Here is a 24,294-nt window from a genome sequence, read left to right on the forward strand (position 1 = left end):
ATCCGCCGGAGGTTCGGTCTGATACCACAACACACGTGTGCAGTAACCCAATTGGCCGATTCGGGGCGTGCGGTAGTGACGGCGCGCGGTAGCGTGTGCTAAGTGACCGTTCTTCTGGGGGAACACCCACTCCAGCAACTCGTTCTGAAGATCCACAGTCGATGTGATCTGGCGTGCGACCACTGCTATGTGTACGAGCACGCGGACAAGAGCTGGAAGACCCGCCCGGTCGTGATCGGTCAGGACACGGTCCGTCGGACCGCGGCCCGGTTCGCCACGTACGCGCGCGAGCACGACCTCGCCTCGGTCACCGTCATCCTGCACGGCGGGGAGCCACTGCTGGCCGGTCCCGCCCGACTGCGCGCCATCTGCGACGAGTTCAGCAGGGCGTTCGCCGGCGTCAGCGAGCTCGAGCTGAAGATCCACACCAACGGTGTGCAGCTGAGCCGCCGCCACCTGGACGTCTTCCGGGAGTACGGCGTCCTCGTGAGCGTCTCGCTCGACGGCGACCAGGCCGCCAACGACCGCCACCGGCTCGACCGCAGGTACCGGAGCAGCTATCACCGCGTCCTGCGCGGGATCGACCTGCTGCGCTCCGAGGAGTACCGCCACCTGTTCGGCGGACTGCTGTGCACGGTGGACGTGGCGAACGACCCCGTCGCCGTGCACGACGCGCTGTCCGCGCTCTCGCCGCCCCGGATCGACTACCTGCTGCCCCACTCCACCTGGGACACCCCGCCGCCGCGCGGCTCCTCCGGTTCGGCGACGCCGTACGCCGACTGGCTGCTGGCCGTGTTCGACCGCTGGACGGAGCAGGGCCGCAAGGTGCGGGTGCGGACCTTCGACTCGGTGCTCAGCACCCTGCGGGGTGGCCCCAGCCTGACCGAGGCGATGGGCCTGGCCCCCTCCGACCTGGCGGTCGTGGAGACGGACGGCTCCTTCGAGCAGGTGGACTCGCTGAAAACCGCCTACGACGGGGCACCCGCCACGGGATTCCACGTCGACCACCACACCTTCGAGCAGGTGGCCCGGCATCCAGGCGTACAGGCGCGGCAGCGCGGTCTGCTCGGGCTCTCCAAGACCTGCCGCGCGTGCCCGGTGGTCGAGTCCTGCGGGGGCGGTCTGTACGCCCACCGCTACAGCAGCGAACGGGAGTTCGACAACCCGTCGGTGTTCTGCGCCGATCTGCGTGCCCTCGTCGACGGGATCGCCGAGCGGATCACCGACCGCTCCCTCTCGCCCGCCGTCCTCGACCCCGAGGCCCTGCGGTTCGCCCGCCAGGAACTGGACCGGACCCTGCTCGCCTACGCCAACGAGCGGCTGGCCGGGCACCCCGACTGGGACGCGGCCTGGCTCGCCCTGCTCCGGCTGGACGGGGACCGGACCACCGCGGAGCACCTCAACCGGGTGCTGTCCCATCCCTACCTGCGGGCCGCCCTGCGCCACGCCGAGGCGGCCCACGTCACCGCCGCCCGCTTCGCCCGCGTCGCCGTGGCGGCGGCCGTCCACGCGCACGCCCCGCTGGAGCTCGCCTGGGAGCAGCCGGACCGGGAGCTGCACCTGCCGACCCTCGGCACCCTGACCCTGCCCGCGCCGGGGCGGGTGGAGGCCGTCGTGAGCGCCCGGGGTCTCGACGTCCGCACCGCCGACGGGACGCGGCTGACCGTCGACAGCCAACCCACCGATCTCTGGCGGCCGTTGTCGGTACTGAAGGTGGCGGCCACCGAGCCGCTGCTCATCGACGACGCGGACCCGCGCCGTGCCGTCTACCCGGCCCCTGTCACCGATCCGCTGGACGCAGACGAACTCACCGCGTTCCGCGAGCGGTTGGGGGCCGCGTACGAGCTGTGGGCGGAGCGGGTCCCGGGGGTGGACGACGACCTCAACGCCCTGCGTGTCGACGCCGTCACCCCGCTCGTCGCCGGGGCCGGGGTGCGACTCGCCGTCGACGGTCTGGGCGGGCTCGGCCTGGCCGTCGACTTCGAACCCGTCTCGTTCGTACGGGAGTTGCCACGTCTCGGGCGCCGGGCCCGACTGGCCGCCCTGCGCGCGACAACCGATCTCCATGTGCCGGGCAACCATGCGGGCCGACTGCTCACCGAGGCGGTCGAGGGCCTGGGGGACGTCGCCTACTGGGGCCATGAGACCCCCGAGGGCCGCCACTCACTGGCCCGGGCCGGCCGCGCCCTGACCGCCCTGTCGGAGCTGCCCGACCACGACCTCACCGAGAGCGGCGAGGTACTGGCCGCGGAGCTGCGCGCGGAGTGGACGACGATCGCGGGACGACCGTGACGAAGCCGGCCGTCCCAGCGGGCGTGCCCGCCTCGACCGACCCGGTGCCCCGCCAACTCGCCGACCGGCACGGCGGATTGCTCACCGAAGTGACCACCGGCCACCCAGGCCCTGTGCCGTCCCGCCTGGACTCCTCCCCGGCCGAACTGGCCGGCTGGCGCCAACTGACCGACCTCCTGGCCGAGTTACCGATCCGCCCCGAGGCCCCCCTCATGGTGCACGCCTCCCTGAGCGGTACCGGTCTCTCCCCCACCCGGGTCCGTGACGCGCTGCTCGACGCGCTCGGTCCGCGGGGCACGCTCGTCGTGCCCGCCTTCACGCCGGAGAACTCGGACAGCTCCCGCGCCCACCGGGCCCTCGTCGCGCACCTGAGCGCGCAGGAGGCCGAGGCGTTCCGTGCGTCGATGCCCCCCTTCGAACCGGACGCCACCCCCTGCCCCTCGATGGGCGCGCTGGCCGAGTGCGTGCGGAGCACCCCGGGAGCCGTGCGCAGCGACCACCCGCAGACCTCGCTGGCCGCGATCGGCCCGCGGGCGGGCGAGTTGCTCGCCGGACACGACCCGCGCTGCCACCTCGGCGAGCGCTCGCCGCTCGCCAAGCTGTACGCCGCCGACGCCCAAGTGCTCTTGCTGCGCGTGGGGTTCGAGGTGTGCAGCGCCTTCCATCTCGCCGAGTACCGCATGACCCCGCCACCGCCCCCGCGGCTGTACCGCTGCGTGGTGGGCGACAAGGGGAACTGGTTCACCTACGAGGATCTGACCTTGGACGACGGTGACTTCGCGGAGGCCGGCGCACGGCTTCCGGATGAACTTCTCGTGCGGCGGGAATGGTCCGGAAGGCCGGTCACGCTGTTCGGAATGCGGGCCGCCGTGGACGACGTACGCGATCAACTGTCCAGATCTCGTCTCCGGAATGACGTGAAATAAGCGATCCGTCAGGCCTCCTGGTCGGGCACATTGTTCTTCCGGTTCCAGGTGGCTCCGGTTACGGGGTCATCGACGCGCAGGGGGGCGTGTTGGACACACCTGACGGGGAGTGGGGGCAGGCCTCGGCCGAGGGGCAGCCCTATTTCTTCCTCAGCTACGCCCACACCCCGCCGTGGGGGTCGGGCGGCGGCGACCCCGACCACTGGGTGCACCAGCTCTACCGGGATCTGTGCAACCACATCATGGCGCTGACCGACCTGCCCGCCGGCGCCGAAGTCGGTTTCATAGACCGGGAGATGGGCTCCGGGGACGGGTGGCCGCGCAAGCTCAGCGAGAATCTGGCCCGCTGCCGCGTCTTCGTACCGCTGCTGTCACCGCGCTACTTCACCAGCGAGATGTGCGGCCGGGAACTGTTCGCGTTCAACGAGCGCCTCCTGCACGCCAAGGCCGTCGGCGGACGCGAGGTGTCCGCCATCGTCCCGGCCCTGTGGACCCGCGTCGACTTCCATCAACTGCCCGACTCCATACGTCACATACACCTGGACCGCACGACCTTCGGCGACCGTTACGCGACCAACGGCTTCTACGGGCTCATCAAACTCAGCAGACTGCGCGACGAGTACGAGGAGACCGTCCTCACCCTCGCCCAGCGCATCGTCCAGGTGGCCGAGGAGTCACCGCTGCCGCCCGGCAGGCTGCGCGACTACGAGTCCACGCCGAGCGCGTTCCGGCCGCGCGGCGAGGAACCCCGGCACATCCATCTGACGGTGGCCGCGCCCACCCTCGACAGCGTTCCCGAGGACCGGGACCCGCGCGCGTACGGCGAGGACCCGCTGGACTGGAACCCGTACCACTCCGAGTCGACCCGTCCGCTGCCCGCGCTGGCGGAGGAGCTGATCCGCTCGCTGGACTACCGGCCCACGGTCTCCTCCTTCGACGACGAGGACACCGAAGGCCCCCTCTCCGCCGGCACCGGCGAGGAGGGCGGCAAGACGGGCCGCCCGCGCATCCTGCTCGTGGACCGGTGGACGCTGACGGACGAGGAACGGCGGCGCCGGCTGAAGGCGTTCGACGCCCAGGCCCAGCCGTGGGTGAGCGCCGTCGTCCCCTGGAACCGGGCCGACCTGCAGTGTCACGGGGACGAGGGGCAGCGCCTGACCATGGAGTTCGAGCGCACCCTGCCCCTGCTGCTGGAACGCGGCCGCCGCACCGACTGCCGTACCGCGGTCAACGGCGTCCCCACGCTCAAGGCGTTCACCGACGTGCTGCCCGCCGTCGTGGCGCACACCACCCGGCAGTACCTGAAACACGCGGAGGCCCATCCGCCGCCGGGTCCGCACGTGCCCAGGCCCCGTCTGCTGGGCCCCATCCAGCCGCCGTACCCCGAAGGCGGACCCGACCACGGAGGAGAAGCATGACGGGCCCGCGCGACGGACGTGTGATCACCTTCTATTCGTACAAAGGCGGCACGGGACGCACCATGGCGCTGGCCAACACCGCCTGGATCCTGGCCGCCAACGGCAAACGGGTCCTCGCCGTCGACTGGGACCTGGAGGCACCGGGCCTGCACCGGTTCTTCCACCCGTTCCTCGATCCCAAGGCGCTGTCCGCGACCCCGGGCGTCATCAACATCATCCAGGACTACGCCTGGGCCGCGACCACCGGAACCCAGCGCCCCGACGACTGGCACCTGTCCTACGCCCAGGTCGAGCAGCACGCGGTGTCCATCCGCCCCGAGCGCTTCGACCTGCACTTCCCCGAGGGCGGCTCCCTGGACTTCCTGTCCGCGGGCCGCCAGGACCGGGCGTACTCGGCGGCGGTCACCTCCTTCGAGTGGGACAACTTCTACGAGCGCCTCGGCGGCGGCACCTTCCTCCAGGCCCTGCGGGCCAGCATGAAGGCGACGTACGACTACGTCCTGATCGACAGCCGCACCGGCCTGTCCGACAACGCCGACATCTGCACCATGGAGATGCCCGACGTCCTGGTGGACTGCTTCACCCTGAGCGACCAGGCGCTGGAGGGCGCGGCGGTCGTGGCCCGCAGTGTCGAGGAGGGCTACCGGCCCCGCCGGATACGGGTCCTGCCGGTGCCGATGCGCATCGACGAGGGTGAGAAGGAGAAGGTCGACGCCGGTCGCGCGCTGGCCCGGATGCGGTTCGAGGGGCTGCCGAAGGGGGCGGACGGCCGACCGCTGAGCCATGAGGAGCTCAGCGCCTACTGGGGCAACGTCGAGATCCCCTACCGCCCGTACTACGCCTACGAGGAGACCCTCGCCACCGTCGGGGACGAGAGCGGCATCGCCAACTCGCTGCTGTCCGCCTTCGAGCGGCTCACCGCCGTCATCTCCGACCGCGAGGTCACCTCGCTGCCGCAGATCCCCGAACCGGTCCGGCTGCGCTGCCGGGACGCGTACCTCAGGCGCCGGCCGCTGACCAGCGTGGCCGACGTCGTGGTCGCGTACGCGGCGGAGAAGCGGATGTGGGCCGACTGGGTCGAGTACCTGCTGAAGCGGGCGGGCTGCGAGGTCACGCTGCACGAGATCTCCACCGGTCCGGTCGAGCCGGCGGAGACCACGGCCCACACCGTGGCGCTGCTGTCGAAGACCTTCCAGGAGTCCCGGTACGCCGACTCCGTGTGGCGTGCCCTCGGCGAGCGCACCCCGGACGGCGCACGCGGCTCGGTGGTGCCGCTGCGCGTCGAGGAGGTCCCGCTCCCGGAGCCGTGCACCGACCTGCACCGGCTCGACGAGACGGAGTGCGTGGCCGCGCTCCAGCGCGCGCTGGAACTGCCCTTGCAGCAGGCGGAGAACAGTCCCTCGGCACCCCGCTTCCCCGGCATCACCCCGGGGATCTGGAACGCGCCCCAGCGCAACACGACCTTCACCGGCCGGGCCTCGATCATGGACCGGATCCGCACCCAGCTCGGCGAGCTGTCCGGGCCGCCGCAGCCGCAGGCGCTGTTCGGACTGGGCGGCGTGGGCAAGACCCAGCTCGCCATCGAGTACGTGCACCGGTTCATGGCCGACTACGACCTGGTCTGGTGGATATCCGCCGAGCACATCGACGACGTGGTCGCCTCGCTCGCCGAACTCGCCCCGCTGATAGGGGCGACGGGCACCGAGGAGGACATGACGAAGGCCAGCCAGGAAGCCGTGCAGCGGCTGTCCCGGGGGTTACCGACCAAGCGCTGGATCCTGGTCTTCGACAACGCGGGCGATCCCGCGGAGCTGGCCCGCTACTTCCCCACCGGGGACGGCGGCCACATCCTCGTCACCTCCCGCAACCAGGCCTGGTCCCAGCACGGGGCGTCCCAGCAGATCGACGTCTTCGAGCGCACCGAGAGCATCGAGCACCTGACCCGGCGCACCGAGGGCGGCCTGACGGCCGACGACGCCGGCCGGGTGGCGGAGGCCGTCGGCGATCTGCCGCTGGCGGTCGAACAGGCGGCGGCCTGGCTGGCCGAGACCGCCACCCCGATCGAGGACTACCTGCGGCAGCTGGCCCGGCAGACCACCGAGGTCCTGGACCTCAACCAGCCGCCCGACTACCCGCGCACCGTCGCGGCGACCTGGAACGTCTCGATCGAACAGCTGGAGAAACGATCACCCGCGGCCGTGCGGCTGCTCCAGCTGTGCGCCTTCCTCGCGCCCGAGCCGATCTCCCAGCAGCTGCTCTACAGCAAGGAGATGATCACGGCGCTCAAGCCGTACGACCCCTCCCTCCAGGAGAGTCTGCTGCTCGGCCGGGTCATCCGGGAGATCGGCCGGTTCGCGCTCGCCAAGGTCGACCAGAAGACCAACAGCCTCCAGGTGCACCGGCTGGTGCAGGCGGTGATCCGCTCCCAGATGCCCGAGGAGAAGCAGCGGGAGGCCCGGCACGTGGTGCACACCGTCCTCGCGGGCGCCCGGCCCGACGGCGACGAACCCATCGACGACCCGACCACCTGGCCCCGCTTCGGCGTCATCTGGCCGCACCTGTCCGCCTCCGACGCCCGCAACTGCCATGAGCCCGACACCCGCCGACTGCTCATCGACCGGGTCCGCTACCAGTGGAAACGCGGTGACTTCGTGGCCGCGCGGCGTCTGGCGGAGGACCTGCTCCAGCACTGGAAGCCGGTGCTCGGCGAGGACGACGTCTACTACCTCTACCTGCGGTTCCACCTCGCCAACATCCTGCGCTCGCAGGGGCGTTACGTGGAGGCCCGGGAGATCGGCGAGGACCTGCTGGAGCGGCAGCGCCGGGAACTGGGCGAGCAGCACCCGCACACCTACGCCACCATGTCCGCGCTCTCCAGCGACCTGGCGGCCCTCGGCGAGTACACGAAGGCGGTCGAGCTGGCCAAGGAGGCGCACACCGGCTTCAGCGAGATCTTCCACGAGTCGCACCGGCGCACCCTCAGCGCGGCCAACAACCTCGCCCTCGCCCTGCAGATGCTGGGCAAGTACAGCGAGGCACGCGCCATCAACCAGGACACGCTCGACCAGCGCATGGCCGTCCTCGGTCCCGACCACCCGTACACGCTGGCCTCGGCCGAACGCCTCGGCCGTGACCTCAGGGAGGTCGGCCGGTACGCGGAGTCGGTGTCGATCCTGTCGCGCACGTACGCGGCCCACAAACGGATCCTGACCAGGGAGTTCCCCGGCACCCTGCGCTGCGCCAAGTCCCTGGCGGTGTCGCTGCGCCGCAACGGCCAGCTGGAGGACGCCCGTCGGCTGACGGAGGCGACCCGCAAGCAGTACAAGGACCAGTACGCGGCCCCGACACCCGACTCCCTGGCCTGCGACCTGAACCTGGCGGCGGACCTGTTCGCGGCCGACGAACGGGACCGGGGGCGCGAGGTGGCCAGGGAGGTGCTCGCCGAGTACATGAAGGTGCCGGGCGAGGCCCACCCGTACACCCAGGCGGCCCTGAACAACCTGGGGATCTTCCACTGGGGCTGCGGGGACCTGGACGAGGCGGAGGCGGTGTTCCTGAAGGTGCTGCCCCGGATGGCGGAGGTCCTGGGCGAGCACCATCCGCATGCCGTGTTCTGCAGCGTGAACTACGCCAACGTCCTCTACGACCAAGGGCGTTTCGAGGAGGCGCGGGAACGGGACGAGGCGGCGCTGCCGGTCCTGCGCGAGGCCCTCGGCGGCCACCACCCCGAAACGCTCGCCGTGGTGACCAACCTGGGCCTCACCCTGCGGGCCCTGGGTCGCGACGGCGAGGCCCGTGCCCTGCGGGAGGAGGCGATGGCGGAGCTGCGCCTGCTGCTCGGGGAGGACAACGGCATCACCCTGCTGGCCAGCCGCGAACGGCGGATCTACCGGGACCTGGAGCCGTTGTCGGTGTGATCGGGTGCGGTGCGGCGCCGCCGACCGGGGCGGCGCCGGGCGTCGGCGCGCCCGCGGGACCGACCGAGGGCCGGCCTGGCGACACACACCCACGGGGCCGTGGGCCCGGCCGTCAGTGCGCCATCGCGTCCGCGAGCAGCCAGTCCAGTACCGCCGGCAGGGCGCGCAGTGCGGCGAAGTGGGCGGACGTGGGTTCCAGGACGGCCGTGGCGCGCGGGATGCGGTCGGCGAGCCAGGAGGCGTGCGAGGCCGGGGAGAAGACGTCGTCCTTGCCGTGCCACAGCAGCACCGGCACGTTGATCCGCGCCGGGTCGAACCCCCAGGAGGCGGTGAGGGCGAGGGCGTCGTCGATCCAGCCGTACGGTGAAGTGCGCAGCGCCTCACGGTAGTTGCGCAGCAGCATCGAGCGGATGGTGTTGTCGGAGACGATCAGCCGGTCGTCGGCGGTGAGGTCCTCGCGCAGCTCCTCCAGCAGGCGCGCGGGGTCGCTGCGGATGGCGGCGGAGCGCGGGATGATCCCGGCGGCGAAACGCTCGGGGTCGGAGGCGGCCGTGCTCAGGGCGGCGACGTTGGACGGCGCCATCCCGGCGTACCAGTCCAGTCCCTCGGCGTCGCACGGTGCCCAGCCCACCAACGCCGCCGCCCTGGTGACCCGGTCGGGCAGCAGCGCGGCGCAGGCCAGGGCGTGCGGGGCGCCGGCGGACCGGCCGGCCACCGCGAACCGGTCCAGTTCGAGGGCGTCGGCGACATCGGCGACGTCCTGGGCCACGTCCGCCACCCGGCGCCGCGGCATACGGTCCGAACCGCCGTACCCGGGGCGGTCGTAGCTGATGAGGCGCGCGCCGCGCTGGTGGAGGAACATCGAGCGGGGTTTGGGCCCCACCCGGCTGCCCGGCATGCCGTGCAGGAGGAACACGGGGCGTCCGTGCGGATCTCCCGAGACCTCCACCCGTAACCGTCGTCCGTCCGCCGTGCGCACTTGGTCGGGCACCGCCGCGCTCCCCCCACCCGAGGCCTTGACCGGGCCACGCTGCCCGAACCTTGCCCACGCGGGCGTACGGCGAAACGAACTCGCAGGTCAAGCGGGAGCGGGCCCGGACGGACCGGCGTAGTTCGGCCATCGCGACGAGCCCGGCGTGACCGTCGGCCGGGGCGCGCGGGCGCGGCCCGTCAGAGGGCGAACCAGAAGCGGACCGTCGTGCCGTCCGGTCCGGTGTGCACCCGTACGAGGTCGGCGACGAGGTTGACGATGAGGAGGCCCCGGCCGCCGTACTGGTCCCGGGAGGGCGGGCGGCGGCCGGCCAGCGGGTCGGTGAGGTGTCCCCGGTCGCGGATCTCGCACACCACGTGCCCGTCCTCGGCCCACACCCGCAGCAGACCCGAACCGCCGCCGTGCACCACGCTGTTGGTGGTCAGTTCGGCGACGGCCAGCGCCAGGTCGTCGAGCCGGGGCCGCACGAGCCCGTACCGCTCGGCCGCGTCCGACGCGAAGTGCCGGATCTCGCCGAGCACATCGGCGACGAAGGCGTGGGCGGGCACGTCCGGGGCGGGGGGCAGCGGCGCGTTGTAGCGGGCGTGCACGGACTCGAAGTCGTACCGTCCGCTCTCCTCCTCGCGCCCGGAGCCGGCGTCGACGAGGACGGGGTGGGTGGCGTGGGCGTCGGCGACGACCTGCGGGTCGAGGCGACGGGTGTCGTAGGGGCACAGGATGGTGACCTCGCGGCCCTGGAACGCGGCGTTGATCAGCGCCTCGTGCTGGACGCACGCGGGGTACTCGGTGGCCGAGCGGCCGGCCCAGATCGGTTCGCCGACGATCCGCACCCGGGAACCGGGCGGCTGGGCGTCGGCGAAGGCGCGCAGCACACCCGGGATGATCCGGCCGGGGTTGCGCCCGGCGTCCCGCATGTCCAGGAACCGTACGGCCTTCTCGGCGCCGATCTCCGCCTTCAGCAGCCGCAGGTTCTCGGTGGGCACGGCCACGGCCACCGGTTCCCCGGCGGCGAGTGCCTTGTCCACGAACGGCACCACTCCGGCGAGGTACTCGCGCTCGTCGCGGTAGAAGAGCGCGGGATGCACGAAGGGATCCGCGGCCGCGGCGTTCACAGCGGGGTCACCGCGTTCCCGCGTGCCGGAGGGCGGCGGCGCCGTGCCGCCTCGTACCGGATCCTCACACCTGCTCCCCACTGCTGATCCGCTCCTGTCCCTTCCGATCCGTCTCCCCTCCCGAAACGTCTCCTGCCAATACCTGGTCGAGACCGCGTTTACCCCCCAAGTGCGCCCGTCACGCCCCCGCGGCCCGGGTGTACTCCCGCACGGGCCGGGCAGGCGCATCCCAGCACCGGCGGATCCCGCGCAGCCGCGCCCGGGGCCGGGGGGGGGCGGATTCCGGCGGCGATCGGTGACTCAACGTCGTGACGACTGTGGGGAGCAGCGAGGCGGACATGAGCTCAGCGACACACACATCGCTCGCAGGGCGGGTGGACACCCTGACCGTCGAGAGCAGCGTGGACGAGGGCGCGGCGGTGCTCGTCCCCCGCGGGGATCTGGTCCACGGCTGTGCGGACACCCTGGTCAGGGCCCTGGCCCGACTGCCGGACGGCGTCGGGCGGGTTGACCTGGACATGGCCGGCGTCGCCTTCATGGACACGGCGGGACTGCGGTTCCTGGAGGTCCTCGACACCTACGCCCGCCGCCGTGGCGTACGGGTGTCGGCGACCGGCTGGACCGACCAGCCGCGGCGCGTCCTGGAGACGGCCGGTCTGGATCCCGACGATCCGCTGCACGGCCCCGGCACACGCCGGGAACCGGTGCCCGCCGTGGTGGTCCGGGAGCGCACCCGGCAGCTCGACGAACTGCGCACGGAGGTCGAGCAGCTCCGGCAGGCGATCCTGACCCGCCCGGTCATCGACCAGGCGCGCGGCGTCCTGATGGCCACCCACGCCTGCTCCTCCGACCAGGCGTGGAACGTTCTGCGGGAGGCCTCCCAGCTCTCCAACACCAAGCTGCGCAAGGTCGCCGCGGTGGTCACGGCCGGTGCCGGGGGCGGTGGCCCGGTGCCGTCGCCCGAGCTGCGCCAGGCGCTGCGGACGGCGATCGACCGCTGCCTGAACTGAGGGAGCGGCGGCCCTGGTCCGGGCCTCGTCAGTACGGCAGCAGCCGTCCCGACGGGGTCCTGCGGTCGATCTCGGGCTGCCGGGTGTCACGGGAGGACGAGGGCCGGCGGGTGACGCGAACGCGGATCTGGCGGTTCATGGCGCCCTCCTAGGGCCTTGGCTGCTGTTCCCCGACACGGACCAGCCTCGTCCCCGAGTCCCGCCCGCACATCGTGCCCACGGAGGCACCTGCCCTGCCTCCCCGGGACGACCGCACCGCCTTCCGCTACTCCCGGGGGAGGACAACTACCCCTGAGAACGCCCGATCAAGCCTTGGCCGGCGGGACGCGAAGGAACACCCGCCCGCGCGCGAGGCGCACACTGGAGGAGCACGGCGGCCGGACAGCGGTTCTCCGCGCGCCCGTGGGCGGGTTCGCGGGGCCCGGACACACGCACGCCAGGAGGTGCCATGCGCACAGGCACAGTTCCGGACGCGCCCGCGCCCCGAGCCGCACGGCGGGCCGGTGTCCCACGGTGGCTCGCGGCCGTACCGCCGCTGCTGCGCCCCCTTGTGCGCCCCCGCCGGCGCCGGGCTCCCGTCGGCCCGTCGCGGTCGGACCAGTTGCGGGCGCTGGTCGCGGTGCTGGACGAGGCGGTGGCCGCGCAGAGGCCGGCCGACGAGGCGGTGGCCGCGTGCGGCGAGCCCGGCCCGGTGGCACGCGGGGCGGCACGGGACTGCGGGCTCCAGAGCATCAGCCTGCACCGGCTGCGCGCCCGGCTCCTGGACCTCGGGACCACGGACCCGGACCTGGCGGCCGCGCAGGCCCGCGCGGGCCGGCTGCTCGCCTACGACCTGTGGATGCTGCGCGCCTCGATGAACCTGGCCTTCACCACCCGCCCCGTCGACCGTACCGAGGCGGCCCGGCTGCGCGTCAACGGCCTCGGCCGCCCCGCGGACGACCTGCGCGAGCTGCGCGACGCCCTGCGCGCGGAGCTCCCCGAGGCGTAGGGCCCCGGAGCGTCGACACCGGCGCGAGGGTGTCTGTGCCTTTCGGCAACACCCGGTCAAGACTTCCCAATGAACGCTTGTGAGCATGTGCGGCGGCGCCGATCATTGGCCGAATTCCGCCTGTACCGCTCATCCGCAGGAGCCCCCGGTGACCGCTGGCCCCCTCACGTCAGAGCCGGCCGACGCGCCGCCGGCAGCCCGCTCGGAGCGCCAGAAGCTGCGCAAGCACTTCGGCCGCTTCGACATCCTGTTCTTCCTGCTGTGCACGATCGTCGGTGTGGACACCATCGGCACGGTGGCCTCCTCCGGCGCGGAGGCGTTCACCTGGCTCATCGTGCTGGCCGTCGTGTTCTTCGTGCCCTCGGCGCTGCTGACCGCCGAGCTCGGCGCCGCGTTCCCCGACGAGGGCGGCCCCTACATCTGGACCAGCCGCGCCTTCGGCCGACTGGCCGGCGCGGTCAACAACTTCCTCTACTGGATCACCAATCCGGTGTGGCTCGGCGGCACCCTCTCGGTCTCCGCCGTGACCGCGTTCACGACGTTCTTCCACGACGGCAAGGACCTGAGCACCCCGGCCTTCTACCTCTTCACCCTCGCCTTCGTCTGGATCGGGGTCCTCGCCGCGATCCTCTCCTTCGACGTCGGCAAGTGGATCCCCACCGTCGGCGCGTGGAGCCGCTTCCTGCTCCTCGGCCTGTTCACCGTCACGGTCGTGGTCTACGCGGCCCGGCACGGCCTGCACGGCTTCGGCCCCGGCGACTTCTCCCCCACCTACGCGGGCTTCGTCGGCCTGGTGCCCGTCCTGATGTTCAACTACGTCGGCTTCGAACTGCCCAGCACGGCGGGCGACGAGATGACCGACGCCCAGAAGGACGTGCCGTACGCCGTCTTCCGCAGTGCCGCCCTCTCCGTGCTCCTGTACGCCCTGCCGATCCTCGGCATCCTGCTGGTGCTGCCCGTCAAGGCCGTCACCGGTCTCGGCGGCTTCCTCGACGCGATCCGCCAGGTCTTCACGGTCTACGGCGGCCATGTCGCCGGCGACGGCACCGCCACGCTCAGCGGCGCCGGGAGCGCGCTCGGGGACCTGGCCGCGATCCTGTTCATCCTCACCGTGCTGTCCTCGGGCGTCACCTGGGTCATGGGATCCGACCGCGCCCTCGCCGTCTCCGGCTACGACGGTGCCGCACCCCGCTTCCTCGGTGTCATCTCCAGCCGCTTCGGCACCCCGGTCCGCGTCAACATCCTCAGCGGTCTGGTCTCCACGGCCGTCCTCGTCCTGGCCCACGAACTCACGAACGGCAGCGCGGCGAAGCTCTTCGGCGCGGTCCTCGGCCTGGCCGTCTCCACCACCCTGGTCAGTTATCTGGGCATCTTCCCGGCGCTCGCGGTACTGCGCCGCAAGGCCCCGGACGTGCCCCGCCCGTACAAGGCCCCCGCGCCCCTCGCGATCAGTGTGGTCCTCACCGCGCTCGTCCTGTTCGCGAGCGTGCAGCTCGTCGCCCCGGGCCTCGGCGACCACTGGTTCGGCGCGGGCTACGCGCCGGACGGCTGGCACCACGACGAGCGGGTGAAGTACCTGCTGACCGAGGCACTCCCGCTGCTCGGATTCATGCTTCTCGGCGTCCTGTTCTGGGCCCTGGGCAGCCCCACCCGCAGGGCGCAGGCCGACGCGGCCTGAATCGCCGGCCCGGTCACGACCGACGGCACCCTCGCGCGGCGGAGTTCGCGACGGGGGCGGGTGGGAGGAGGCCCGTACGGGATCACCGTACGGGCCGGGCTCTACGGTCCCTCCCCCGCCGTTCCGGTCACGTGCCGGGATCCAGTCGGTGGGCCAGGTCGCGGGCGGCGGCGGCGGTGAGGTCGCCCAGGTAGGGGCCGGAGATCACGAAACGGCCGCCGGTGATCGAGGCGGACACGTAGGGGAGGCCCCAGAGCTTGCCGTCGACCACGATGGCGATCTCGTTGCGCGGGAGCGGCGCCGAGGCGATGGAGCCGGTGAGGGCGGCGAAACGGTTCCGGTCGGTGGGGTCGAAGCGCACCTCGACCTGCCAGGTGCCGGTGACGCTGCTTTTCTCGGCCCTGGCGGAGGCGACCTTGACGTCGGTCATGCCCGCGGCCCGGTCGGCCCGGACGCAGAGGTCCGGGTGGGTCGCGCTCGCGGGCACGGTGTAGCCGCCGCTGCCAGGCGGGCAGGCGTGCTCGTCGGACGAGGTGACCGGCAGGAAGGAGACCAGGGTCGCCTCGGCGGTGCTGTTCCCGGCAGCGGGCGGAACCACGTGCGCGCGGGAGGATGCCCCGTCCGCGACGGCCGCCCAGCCGGTGGCGACCGCGGCGGCGGCGACGAGGCCGATCCCGGCGCGGGTCAGCCGCTGCCGCCGCCGGGCGCTCCGCAAGGCGCCGTCGGCCAGACCGACCAGATGGGCACCGGCGTCACCGCCGCTCTCCAGGACGTGGGCGTGCAGGGCGTCGTGCAGCGGGTGTGCGGTCGAGTCGTTCATGCGACGCCCCTTCCGGAGACGGTGGAGGAGGCACCCGAAGGTCCCGCCTCGGCCAGAGTGCTGCGGAGAGAGGCGAGGGCCTTGTGGGTCTGGCTGCGGACGGTCCCCTGGGCGACGCCCAGGATCGCGGCGATCTCCGCGTCCGGACGGTCCTCGAAGTAGCGCAGCACGATCACCGCGCGCTGGCGCTTGGGCAGCCGCCGCAGCGCGGCCATGATGTCCTGCCGCTGGGCCACGGTGTCGGCCCAGTCGGCGGCCTGTGCGGACGGCTGGTCCGGCAGGGTGTCGGTGACCGTCTCGCGGCCCCAGCTGAGCAGCCGGAAGCGGTCCACCTGGGCGTGGTAGAGCGCCCGGCGCACATAGATCTCCGGCTGCTCCCGGTCGCGCAGCTTCGACCAGCGCCGGGCGGTGGCGGCGAGCGCGGTCTGGAGCAGGTCCCGGCCCTGCTCCCAGTCCCCGGTCAGCAGGTAGGCCGTGTGCAGCAGCGATCTCGACCGCGCCGCCACGAACTCGCGGAACTGGCGTTCCTCGTCGGCGTTCAATGCGCCCTCCCTCGTTCCCCTGTAAAGACGGGTGGGGAGGGAGGTTCGACTGCCCTGCCGTTCGGACTTTCTCGCCCGGACCGGAGCCGGTGGGGCGTCGGGCACCGCCGGACCCGGCCGGTCATGACCGCGGGGCCACGACGAGGCGTCCCGCGCCCGCGTCGTGGCCCCGGGCTTCCTCCTGGGGGCGGCAACCGGTTCAGAGGATGCGGTAGGGCCCCCAGCCGGTGCCGGCCTGGTAGCGGGTGCCGAGGGTCTCCATGCCGGACTTGCCGGTGCCGGGGTAGACCCACAGGGTGCCGTCGGAGGCCTGACGGGACAGCACGTCGGTGAGCCCGTCACCGTTGTAGTCCCCGGTGCGCAGGGCGTTCTGGGTCTGCCAGCTCCTGCCGACCTGGTAGCGGGCACCGAAGGCGCCGCTCACCCGTCCGGTGCCGGGGTAGACCCACAGCGTGCCGTCGGACGCCTGACGGGACAACACGTCGGGGCGCCCGTCGTTGTTGAGGTCGCCGGTGGTGACGAAGTCCATGCTCTTCCAGCCGGTGCCGACCTGGTAGCGGGTGCCGAGGGTCTCCATGCCGGGCTTCCCGGTACCGGGATAGACCCACAGGGTGCCGTCGGAGGCCTGACGGGTCAGTACATCGGTGAGCCCGTCGGTGTTGAAGTCGCCGGTGCGGGTGATGTCCTGGGTCTGCCAGCTCCTGCCGACCTGGTAGCGGGTGCCGAAGGTCTCCATGCCGGACTTGCCGGTGCCGGGGTAGACCCACAGCGTGCCGTCCGAGGCCTGACGGGACAACAGGTCGCCGAGGCCGTCGTTGTTGAGGTCCCCGACGGTGACGGCGTCCTGGCTCAGCCAACCGGTACCGGCCTGGAAGCGGGTGCCGAAGGTGGCGCCGCTCGCCTTGCCGGTGCCGGGGTAGACCCACAGGAGGCCGTCGTCCTTGATGGCCACGAGGTCGGCCTTGCCGTCGCCGGTGACGTCGTCCGGGTTGCGGGAGAGGGCGTGGGTGACCCAGGCTCCGATGTCGTCGACGCGGGTGTCGACGGCGCCGGTACGGGTTTCGGCGGGGTCGATGCCGAGGCACCCGCCTTGCCAGGAACGCGAGTTGACGGCGACGAGCTCCGTGGTGCCGCCGACGGTGCGCAGGGCGGGACCGCCGGCGTCGCCCTTGCAGACGGTCGCGGTGTCGGAGCCGTTGAGATCCACCGTCGTGGCCGCGGTGGAGGCGACGGTGAAGGTACCGGCGTGCAGCTTGTCGGGTACCCATTCGGTCTTGGTGCGGCCGAACCCGGCCTTCACCAGCTCCTCACCCGCGGCGGCGGGTGACGTGGCCAGCCGGACGGGCGTGACGGCCGGATCGGTGATCCTGGCGGCGAGCTTGACGAGCACCAGGTCCCGGTCGGCATGGGGCACGAGCCGGATGGCCGGCAGGACGCTGCCGCCGTCCTGGGTCAGGTCGGTGCGGCCGACGGTGACGGTGGTGGCGACGGCGGGTCTGCCCTCGGCGGGCTTGCCGTCCGCGGCGAAGCAGGTGGCCGCGGTCAGGACCCATTGCGGGGCGATGAGGGTGCCGGTGCAGGCACTCTGTTCACCGACGTTGATCTTGGCGACGTAGTTCAGCTGTGCCGGGGCGTCGGTTCCGGTGAGCGCGGTGGCGGGGGCGGAGCTCAGCGCGACGGGGGCCGCGACCAGGGCGGCGGCCAGCGCGGCGAGACGGGTGCGTCCGGAGAGATGCATGAACGTGGATTCCTAGTCACGAGGGCCGCGTGTCCTGTGGGCACCGGACCGCGGAGCGGTGAGCGGGTCGGTGTCGACCTGCGGTTACTTGGAGGACCTGATCTCGACGAGCATGTGATCGCGGCCCTCGGTGTCCGCGGCCTCACCCACCGGCGTCCAGGAGTTCTTGAGGATGTCGAACGACTTCTCCTCGGTGCCCACGGTCATGTCGACCGCGGTCGTGTAGTCGTTGCCCTTGATCGCGTAGACCGCGGGGATCTCCAGGGTCAGCCAGCCGGAGCTGCCCACCACCTTGAAGCAGATCTTGTCCGCCTTGTCGCGGGCCATGATCTCCAGGAGACCGGTCCCGCTCGCACAGTCGGCCAGGGTGATGTGCCCGTCGCCGCGCTTGAGGAGGATCTTCTTCTCGGCAAGGATCTTGTCCGCCAGCGGGTAGTCGAAGTTCTCCACCGCGAAACCGGGGGATTCCCCCGCGACCAGGGCGGTGGGGTTCGCCTCCTGCGAGGCCCCGCCGGGAATGCCCGTGGTCGCCGTGATCCACGCCAGGCTGCCGACCGCGGCCGCACCCAGTACACGCAGCGCAATCCGCTTGCGCTGCGACCGCGCGGACATTCTGCCGTATTTCTTCATTGCATCCCCAAGTTCGTCGCCGACGGCCGGATGTTCGTCACCGGGGTCGAATTCGGGTGCACAGGATGCGATATCGACATCGCCCCACCGGGTATGCCCCAACTCCCTTGAAAAGCAGTCCCCTTACCCCTCGAAGCGAGAGGCCCCCCGTCTCGGTAATCGTCATCCGCTTTGCCATACCAACATGAAGCGACCTCCAGGTCGAGTGCAGAGAACCATGCGTAAAACGACATTCCGCACGGGGAATCGGTGATCTGCATCACATTGCGTAAAGGTTGTACGGAAGGTTGTGAAGGACCTGTAAATGCTCCCCGATGGACAGTCAGAAGTTCCAATTTCAACTGAAGTTGCAGAACAGGACCGCACAACTGGTCTTTTTTGTCAGCGCGGTTGATATGGTCCGGCACGACAAGAAGCGCCGCCTGTACGCCACTTCGCAGCCCATGACCTTTCATTCCACGGGCATGTCGGATATCTGCTCGCCCATGAGATCCGCCATGTCCCCTCAACAGCTCACGGGGACACATCACTTATGCAGACCGTTTTCTGGAGCCGGCGCCGCGTGCTCGGCGCGCTCGCCGCCACCACCGCCCTGGCCACCGCACCCTCGGTGCTCCTCCCCCCGGTCGCCGCCGCGGCGGAGGGCACGGCACCCGATCCGGTCCCGCTGCCGGACACCGAGCGGGCGAAGGTCGTCAAGGCCTGGATATCGGGCGGAAAGGGCGTCAAGGCCGCGGCCGCCGCCGCCCTGGTCGGCTCCGACAGCGAGATCCAGACCTTCCTGACCGAGACCCTGCCGATCCAGACCGTGCAGGACAACCGCGTCGCCATCGTCAGCAGCCTGGACCGCGCGGGCAAGGGCCTGCGCCGCGCGGCGGTCGCCGCCCTCGACAGCGGTGACGCCGCCATCGCCGAGTTCCTCAAGGACGGCTTCAAGCCCGCCATCCTCGAGGACCTCCAGGTGGCCACCAGCGTCGTGTCGGCCACCGGCGACAGGGCGGTCCAGCGGGACGCCACCGCCGCCCTGAACAACGGCACCCAGCCGACCCTCATCACGTTCCTCACCGACAAGCAGTACGACGCGCGCCAGGAGGACGCCCGGGTACAGGTCTCCGCCATGCTGACGCAGGCCGGCCCCGAGGTGCAGAAGTACGCCGACCGGGCCCTCAGCGGCACCGCGGCCGACCTGGAGTGGTTCATCGAGACCGGGCAGCACATAGCCCGTGCCCGGGACCAGGAGTCGGCCACGATCGAGGAGCTCGTCGCCGTCGTCGTGCGGGAGGGCAAGCGCGCCGAGCGGGAGACGAACCTCGCCGTGGAGGCCTCCGCGCGCGCCCAGACCGCCGCGGAGAAGGCGAAGGAGGCGGCGGAGAAGGCCGCCGCTGAGGCGACCGCCGCCAAGGAGGACGTGCAGAAGTCCGGGGCGGCGGCCCGCAAGGCGGCGTCCGCCGCGAAGGGCGCGGCGGACGCCGCCCGCAACGCCATCAACGCCTCGAACGCCGCGGTGCAGGCGTCCCGGCGCGCCTCCTGGGCCGCCACCGGCGCCGCCCAGGCCGCCGCGAACGCCGGCAGCGCCGCGGCCCGCGCCTACAACGCCGCGATCGGTGCCTCCAAGGACGCCGGCAGGGCCGAGGCCGCCAAGAACGCGGCGGTCGCCGCCCGCAACGCCGCGGCCAAGGCGCGCACGGCGGCCAAGGCGGCCGATCAGGCCGCCGTCGCCGGAACCAAGGCCGCCGCCGCCGGTTCCGCGGCCGCCTCCGCCGCACGCAACGCGGCCGCCGCCGCGAACGCCTCCGCCCAGGCCGGTGCCGCCGCCGGCGCCGCCCAGTCGGAGGCCGCGGAGGCCAAGCGCCAGGCCGCGATCGCCTCCGCCGCCGCGAACCGGGCCACCAACGCCGCCTCCACCGCCCAGGCCCTCGCCGCGGCCGCTGCCACGGCCGCCCGCACCGCCCGGGACGCGGCCAACTCCGCGGCGGACCACGCCGACAAGGCGGCGGCCGCCGCCGAGGAAGCCGTACGGAACGCGGGCAAGGCCGTCGACTACGCCAACAAGTCCACCGCCCACGCGGCGGCCGCCGTCCTGGCCGCCAACACCGCCACCAAGGCCGTCTCGGACGCCATCCTGGTCGAGCAGAACGCGCGGAAGGCCGAGGCGGAAACCCTCGAGCAGGACAAGCTGCAGGCCATCGAGGAGGTCCGGCTGCTCGCCGAGATCGAGACGAAGGAGCTGACCACCTATCAGAACAAGGTGGGCCAGGCGCAGCAGACCGATCAGGCCACCAAGGATCTGATCGCCAAGGCCGAACAGGCGCTGACGGCGGGCGACATGGCGGCCGCGGCGGTCCACGGGCGCAAGGCGGCCATCGCGCTGCTCGACTCCAGAGGCGCCTGGACCCGGCAGGCGGCCCAGTTCGCCCTCTCCGGCACGGACGACGACGTGTACGCCTGGATCGACCTCGACCGGGTCCTGGCCCAGGGACAGGACGACCGGGAGACCACGCTGCACGTGGCCACGATCGCCGGCCCCAAGATCGCCGAAGCGGCCCTGAACGCCCTGAAGAGCACCGAGTCCAAGGCGGTCGGCGACTTCCTCACCAGCGGCATGAAGAAGGCCTCCGACGAGGACAACCGGGTGGCGATCGGCCGCATCCTGAACTCGAACCCGGGCAGGGCCGTCACCGCCGCGGCGAACAAGGCCCTCAGCATCAACACCACCGAATCGCTGCAGAACTTCTTCGACCACGACTACCCGCTGGCGATCGCGGAGGACGACGCCGTCCTCACCGGCCAGCTCATGATCAGCGGGGGTGCCTTCACCCGGGCTTACGCCGAGGTGGCCATGGAGGGGCCCACCTGGATGCGCCGCAACTTCGTCTCCCTGGTGCAGTACCGGACGGCCCAGCTCGACCACGACACCGCCACCCATGTCGCCGCGGTCCGTGGCGCCATCGCGGCCGCGGCGAAGATCGCCCAGAAGGCGCAGGAGAACGCCGCCCTGGCGTCGAAGGCCGGCGCCGACGCCCGTAACGCCGCCGCCGAGGCCAAGGAGTGGGCGGCCAAGGCACTCGACTCCGCGAGCAAGGCCGACAGCTACGCCGACGAGGCCCGGCGGAACGCGGACGCCGCCGACAAGTCCGCGGCCGACGCCAGGGCGTCCGCGAACAGGGCGACCACGGCGGCGTCCACCGCCCGGCGTGCCGCCCGCTCCGCGAACTACTCGGCGAACAAGGCGATGGACTCCGCCCGCTCGGCCCTCAAGTCGTCGTACAGCGCCCAGGCTTCGGCCGCCGCCGCCCGCGCTTCGTCGATCGCGGCGGGCAAGGACGCGGCGACGGCGGCCGCCGCTGCCAACCAGGCCAAGCAGATCGTCGCGGCCAAGCGCGCCGCCGAGGCCCAGGCGGCTGCCGAGGCCGCCCTCGAGAAGGCCCGCCGGGAGCGCGAGGCCAAGGTCGACCCGGCCGACAAGGACACCAACGACCAGATCAACCCCAACGGCACCGGCGGGGACACCGACGAGTGGTGGAACGACGCCGGCTTCTACGCCGACGCGTTCAACGCCATCAGCGTCGGCGCCGGGTTCCTGGCCGCGGGGTGCGCCCTCGCCGCCTTCGTGTTCCCCCCGGCAGCCGCGGCGGCCGGCTTCTTCTCCGCGGTCTCGATGGGCGCCGGCGCCCTCGGCACCCTGTTCACCGGTATCGAACACGGCTTCTCCAGCGGCGAGTTCATCGAATCCGCCGTCGGCACCGGCCTGAGCCTGGTCACCTTCGGCCAGTCCAAGTGGATCGGTGCCGCGGACAAGGCGGCCGGCGGCAAGCTCATCAAGCCCGTCGTCGGCAAGATCGCCGACGTCGGCGAGGACGTCGTGTCCGGGGCCACCAAGGTCCTGTCGTCCATCTTCTGAGCAGCGACACCGACCCACGCGCATCCGGCGGCCGGGCGACGGTCCGGCCGCCTCACCCCTTCCTTCTCCCACCCCAGCAGAGAGAAGTCATGACCTCATCACGCATCAGATGGGTGCTGGTCGCTCCGCTCCTCACCATGGCCCTCACCGCGACCGGTACCGCCGGCGCCGCCGAGGGCCGCACCGCACCGGCCCGTACCTCCCTCACCGCCGCGGCCGAGCCGACCGCGGACGGTGGTCCCACCGCTCCCGCCGCGACCTTGCAGACCGCCGCATTCGCCGCCGAGGACACCTGCACCCGGCTCCCCGCCGCAGCTCGCGCGACGGTCCCCGACGCCGTCACCGCGTGTGTGAGCGTGGACAGTGGAACGGCCGCCGCGCCCCGTACGAAGACCGCCGCGGCCGCCCCGGCAGCCGCTGCCCTCGCCGCCGACGACCCGTCGGGGGACGGTCTCGGCACGGAGTTCGAGCCGGACGCCGACGACCCCGAGCCGCCCGCGCCCTCGTGTGTGCTGACGAGCGCGGGAACCTGGAGCTGGAGCCGCACCGGCGGCCTGTGCCTGAACGGCGCCGAGGTCACGTACACCCTCTACGACTCGAACGGCAAGACCATCGGCACCGGCCTGATCCAGGTCAACTCCACGCTCGCCACCTCCTACAAGTCCCTCGACCTCAACGAGACGATCACCGCCAAGCTGGTCCGGGTCACCGGCGATGTGAAGAGTCTCGTGGTGAAGGTGCAGGTGGCCTGCGGTGCCGGCTGCACGACGGTGACGAAGCAGCCGTGGTACGGCACCGCGGAGCTGACACAGGGTATGGAGAAGACCGGGAAGACCAAGTACAACGGCGGCGCCTTCGCGGCGGACACCACCCGTTCCTCTTTCCGGACCAGCTACAAGATGTACGTGACGATGCCCGGCGCGACCCCGGTCGACCCCAGCGCGTCCTGGTCCAGCCCCGCGGGCGGCGAGATCCGCTGCGACAAGGAGCAGCCCCGGTTGCGCGGCTGCGTCATACCGACCGACGAGATGCCGGTGCTGAGCTACTCGAGGGCACATGAGAAGTACGGCATCGTCGTGCCCGTCTACGAGGAGATCATGAGGCGGCGGGGCACCGACGTCCTGCACGCGGTCAACCAGACCAAGGCGAACGCCAACCGCGCCGCGACCTGCACGCCCTTCACCAACCTGTACCCGGGGGTGACCGGCAAGGACAGCTGTGACGAGTTCCCGCCCGCCAGCACGTCGGAGGGCGGTCAGGACGGCACCCTGTGCGCCGAACTGACCCCGCAGGTGGTGAACGGCCTCTGGTCCGCCCCGGCGACCTGGCCCACCCGCCCGGAAACGGGCAACGAGACCTGCCTGCGGCTCCACATCTCCCAGCGCGCCAACAGCTCGGCGGGCGGAGTCCTCGGCTCCCTGCGCAAGTACCAGCGGCTCGTGGACGGTGACCCGTTCCGCATCGAGTTCACGGCATAGCGCCCGCGTCTCCCCGTGACCGGGCGATCTGCCCGGACCCGGCATGATGAACCCGGCCCCGGCGTCCGCGAAGGACGCCGGGGCCTCGGTGAAGGCTGTGAATGACGGAGGCAGACATGACTGCAGGCACGGACGTGGGTTCCCTCACCTGGGCGACGGCCTGGATGTGCGTCACTTTCACCCGGGGCCTGAGCCCCGAGGAGGTCTTCGCCCGGTACGGCGCCGATCCCGAGCAGGCGCGTCCGCTCGACGCGGACGAGGCCTCGGATCTCCTTGCGGGCGACTCCGGTGACGAAGGGGTTTCGCTGCTGCGGTCCGGGAGGCTCGGCGAGTGGGCCTTCTGCGTCGAGGAGGACGGTGCCGTCGGATCCTGGAGCGAGGCGCTCACCGAGCTGTCCCGCGGCACCGAGACCTACAGCGTGCTGACTACCGAGGGACTCGACGTGTTCCAGTACTGGCGCGACGGCGAGTGCGTCGAGAACTTCGAGCCGGGCATGGAGCACACCCGCCCCGAGCGGGCCGACTCCTGGTGGGACCGGGTGGAAGCGGCGCTCGCCGCGCACGAGGGTGAGGACACCGGCATGGCGCCGGTGGTGGCCCTGGTCCTCGACCACCTCGGCATCACCCTGGACGACGACACCCTGGCCGGGCCCTGGCCCAGCCTGACGCTCGCCGAGGACGACGCGCCGTCGGCACCGCGGGGCGACACCTACGCGGGCGAGGGCCCGGTTCCGCCCCAACCGCCGTTCGCCGGATGAGCCTTGGCGGTACGGGGCCACGACCTGGGAGCACCGGAGCGCCGCCGGCCTCGCCGTAGGGCGAAGCGCGGCGGCGCTGGTACTCAGAGCCGGTG

16 protein-coding genes are annotated in these 24,294 nt (G+C 72.0%); 10 read left to right on the plus strand and 6 right to left on the minus strand.

What is annotated here, in order from left to right; all coding sequences use genetic code 11:
• The first annotated feature begins 102 nt into the window (after positions 1–102).
• From fxsB to fxsT, 4 genes are all read left to right on the plus strand, one after another.
• On the plus strand, positions 103–2,292 hold the full coding sequence (fxsB, locus tag ABZ098_RS03935; protein WP_356586916.1) for a radical SAM/SPASM protein FxsB, inactivated metallohydrolase extension form: 2,190 nt from the start codon (positions 103–105) through the stop codon (positions 2,290–2,292).
• A 146-nt stretch (positions 2,293–2,438) separates the two neighbouring features.
• Positions 2,439–3,218 (plus strand): AAC(3) family N-acetyltransferase, encoded by a 780-nt coding sequence (locus ABZ098_RS03940; protein ID WP_356587621.1) that lies wholly within the window; start codon positions 2,439–2,441, stop codon positions 3,216–3,218.
• Between the two features lie 86 nt (positions 3,219–3,304).
• Positions 3,305–4,636 (plus strand): TIR-like protein FxsC, encoded by a 1,332-nt coding sequence (locus tag ABZ098_RS03945; protein WP_356586918.1) that lies wholly within the window; start codon positions 3,305–3,307, stop codon positions 4,634–4,636.
• A complete protein-coding gene (fxsT, locus tag ABZ098_RS03950) occupies positions 4,633–8,553 on the plus strand; it encodes an FxSxx-COOH system tetratricopeptide repeat protein (RefSeq protein ID WP_356586920.1) in 3,921 nt (1,306 codons plus the stop codon). Before ABZ098_RS03945 ends, fxsT begins: the two co-directional genes overlap by 4 nt.
• 112 nt (positions 8,554–8,665) lie before the next feature.
• Here fxsT and ABZ098_RS03955 read toward each other — a convergent pair whose 3' ends face one another.
• Positions 8,666–9,544, minus strand: a complete 879-nt coding sequence (locus ABZ098_RS03955) for an alpha/beta hydrolase (protein ID WP_356586922.1) — start codon at positions 9,542–9,544, stop codon at positions 8,666–8,668.
• A 179-nt stretch (positions 9,545–9,723) separates the two neighbouring features.
• Positions 9,724–10,656, minus strand: a complete 933-nt coding sequence (locus ABZ098_RS03960) for an anti-sigma factor RsbA family regulatory protein (RefSeq protein ID WP_356586924.1) — start codon at positions 10,654–10,656, stop codon at positions 9,724–9,726.
• A gap of 338 nt (positions 10,657–10,994) precedes the next feature.
• Between ABZ098_RS03960 and ABZ098_RS03965 the strand changes: the two genes are divergently transcribed.
• From ABZ098_RS03965 to ABZ098_RS03975, 3 genes are all read left to right on the plus strand, one after another.
• Entirely contained in the window at positions 10,995–11,666 is a 672-nt protein-coding gene (locus ABZ098_RS03965; RefSeq protein ID WP_356586926.1) for an ANTAR domain-containing protein, read from the plus strand.
• A 448-nt stretch (positions 11,667–12,114) separates the two neighbouring features.
• Positions 12,115–12,654, plus strand: coding sequence for a hypothetical protein (locus ABZ098_RS03970; RefSeq protein ID WP_356586928.1), 540 nt, complete (start codon positions 12,115–12,117; stop codon positions 12,652–12,654).
• 148 nt (positions 12,655–12,802) lie between these two features.
• Positions 12,803–14,332 (plus strand): APC family permease, encoded by a 1,530-nt coding sequence (locus ABZ098_RS03975; RefSeq protein ID WP_356586930.1) that lies wholly within the window; start codon positions 12,803–12,805, stop codon positions 14,330–14,332.
• Between the two features lie 127 nt (positions 14,333–14,459).
• On the opposite strand, the gene ABZ098_RS03980 is transcribed toward ABZ098_RS03975, so the two are convergent.
• From ABZ098_RS03980 to ABZ098_RS03995, 4 genes are all read right to left on the minus strand, one after another.
• A complete protein-coding gene (locus ABZ098_RS03980) occupies positions 14,460–15,152 on the minus strand; it encodes a hypothetical protein (protein ID WP_356586932.1) in 693 nt (230 codons plus the stop codon).
• Positions 15,149–15,694 (minus strand): SigE family RNA polymerase sigma factor, encoded by a 546-nt coding sequence (locus ABZ098_RS03985; protein WP_356586934.1) that lies wholly within the window; start codon positions 15,692–15,694, stop codon positions 15,149–15,151. Before ABZ098_RS03985 ends, ABZ098_RS03980 begins: the two co-directional genes overlap by 4 nt.
• Before the next feature lie 199 nt (positions 15,695–15,893).
• Positions 15,894–17,432: an FG-GAP-like repeat-containing protein gene (locus tag ABZ098_RS03990; RefSeq protein WP_356586936.1), complete on the minus strand. Its 1,539-nt coding sequence runs from the start codon at positions 17,430–17,432 to the stop codon at positions 15,894–15,896.
• 84 nt (positions 17,433–17,516) lie between these two features.
• Positions 17,517–18,044: a hypothetical protein gene (locus tag ABZ098_RS03995; protein WP_356586938.1), complete on the minus strand. Its 528-nt coding sequence runs from the start codon at positions 18,042–18,044 to the stop codon at positions 17,517–17,519.
• Positions 18,045–18,594: 550 nt separating this feature from the next.
• Between ABZ098_RS03995 and ABZ098_RS04000 the strand changes: the two genes are divergently transcribed.
• The 3 genes from ABZ098_RS04000 (at position 18,595) to ABZ098_RS04010 (ending at position 24,199) form a co-directional block, all read left to right on the plus strand.
• Positions 18,595–21,963: an ALF repeat-containing protein gene (locus ABZ098_RS04000; RefSeq protein WP_356586940.1), complete on the plus strand. Its 3,369-nt coding sequence runs from the start codon at positions 18,595–18,597 to the stop codon at positions 21,961–21,963.
• 89 nt (positions 21,964–22,052) lie between these two features.
• Positions 22,053–23,441, plus strand: coding sequence for a hypothetical protein (locus ABZ098_RS04005; RefSeq protein WP_356586942.1), 1,389 nt, complete (start codon positions 22,053–22,055; stop codon positions 23,439–23,441).
• 116 nt (positions 23,442–23,557) lie between these two features.
• Complete coding sequence (locus ABZ098_RS04010; RefSeq protein WP_356586944.1) at positions 23,558–24,199, plus strand: DUF6461 domain-containing protein; 642 nt, start codon at positions 23,558–23,560, stop codon at positions 24,197–24,199.
• The last annotated feature ends 95 nt before the right edge of the window (positions 24,200–24,294 follow it).

It is taken from the genome of Streptomyces sp. NPDC006335, assembly GCF_040612795.1.
In the GTDB taxonomy this organism is placed as follows: Bacteria; Actinomycetota; Actinomycetes; order Streptomycetales; family Streptomycetaceae; genus Streptomyces.

Bases quoted from the DNA above. Each gene is read 5' to 3' on its own strand.
- fxsT (WP_356586920.1), top strand. From the start codon at position 4,633: ATGACGGGCCCGCGCGACGGACGTGTGATCACCTTCTATTCGTACAAA.
- ABZ098_RS03965 (WP_356586926.1), top strand. From the start codon at position 10,995: ATGAGCTCAGCGACACACACATCGCTCGCAGGGCGGGTGGACACCCTG.
- ABZ098_RS03970 (WP_356586928.1), top strand. From the start codon at position 12,115: ATGCGCACAGGCACAGTTCCGGACGCGCCCGCGCCCCGAGCCGCACGG.
- ABZ098_RS03980 (WP_356586932.1), bottom strand. From the start codon at position 15,152: ATGAACGACTCGACCGCACACCCGCTGCACGACGCCCTGCACGCCCAC.
- ABZ098_RS03990 (WP_356586936.1), bottom strand. From the start codon at position 17,432: ATGCATCTCTCCGGACGCACCCGTCTCGCCGCGCTGGCCGCCGCCCTG.
- ABZ098_RS03995 (WP_356586938.1), bottom strand. From the start codon at position 18,044: ATGTCCGCGCGGTCGCAGCGCAAGCGGATTGCGCTGCGTGTACTGGGT.
- ABZ098_RS04000 (WP_356586940.1), top strand. From the start codon at position 18,595: ATGCAGACCGTTTTCTGGAGCCGGCGCCGCGTGCTCGGCGCGCTCGCC.
- ABZ098_RS04005 (WP_356586942.1), top strand. From the start codon at position 22,053: ATGACCTCATCACGCATCAGATGGGTGCTGGTCGCTCCGCTCCTCACC.
- ABZ098_RS04010 (WP_356586944.1), top strand. From the start codon at position 23,558: ATGACTGCAGGCACGGACGTGGGTTCCCTCACCTGGGCGACGGCCTGG.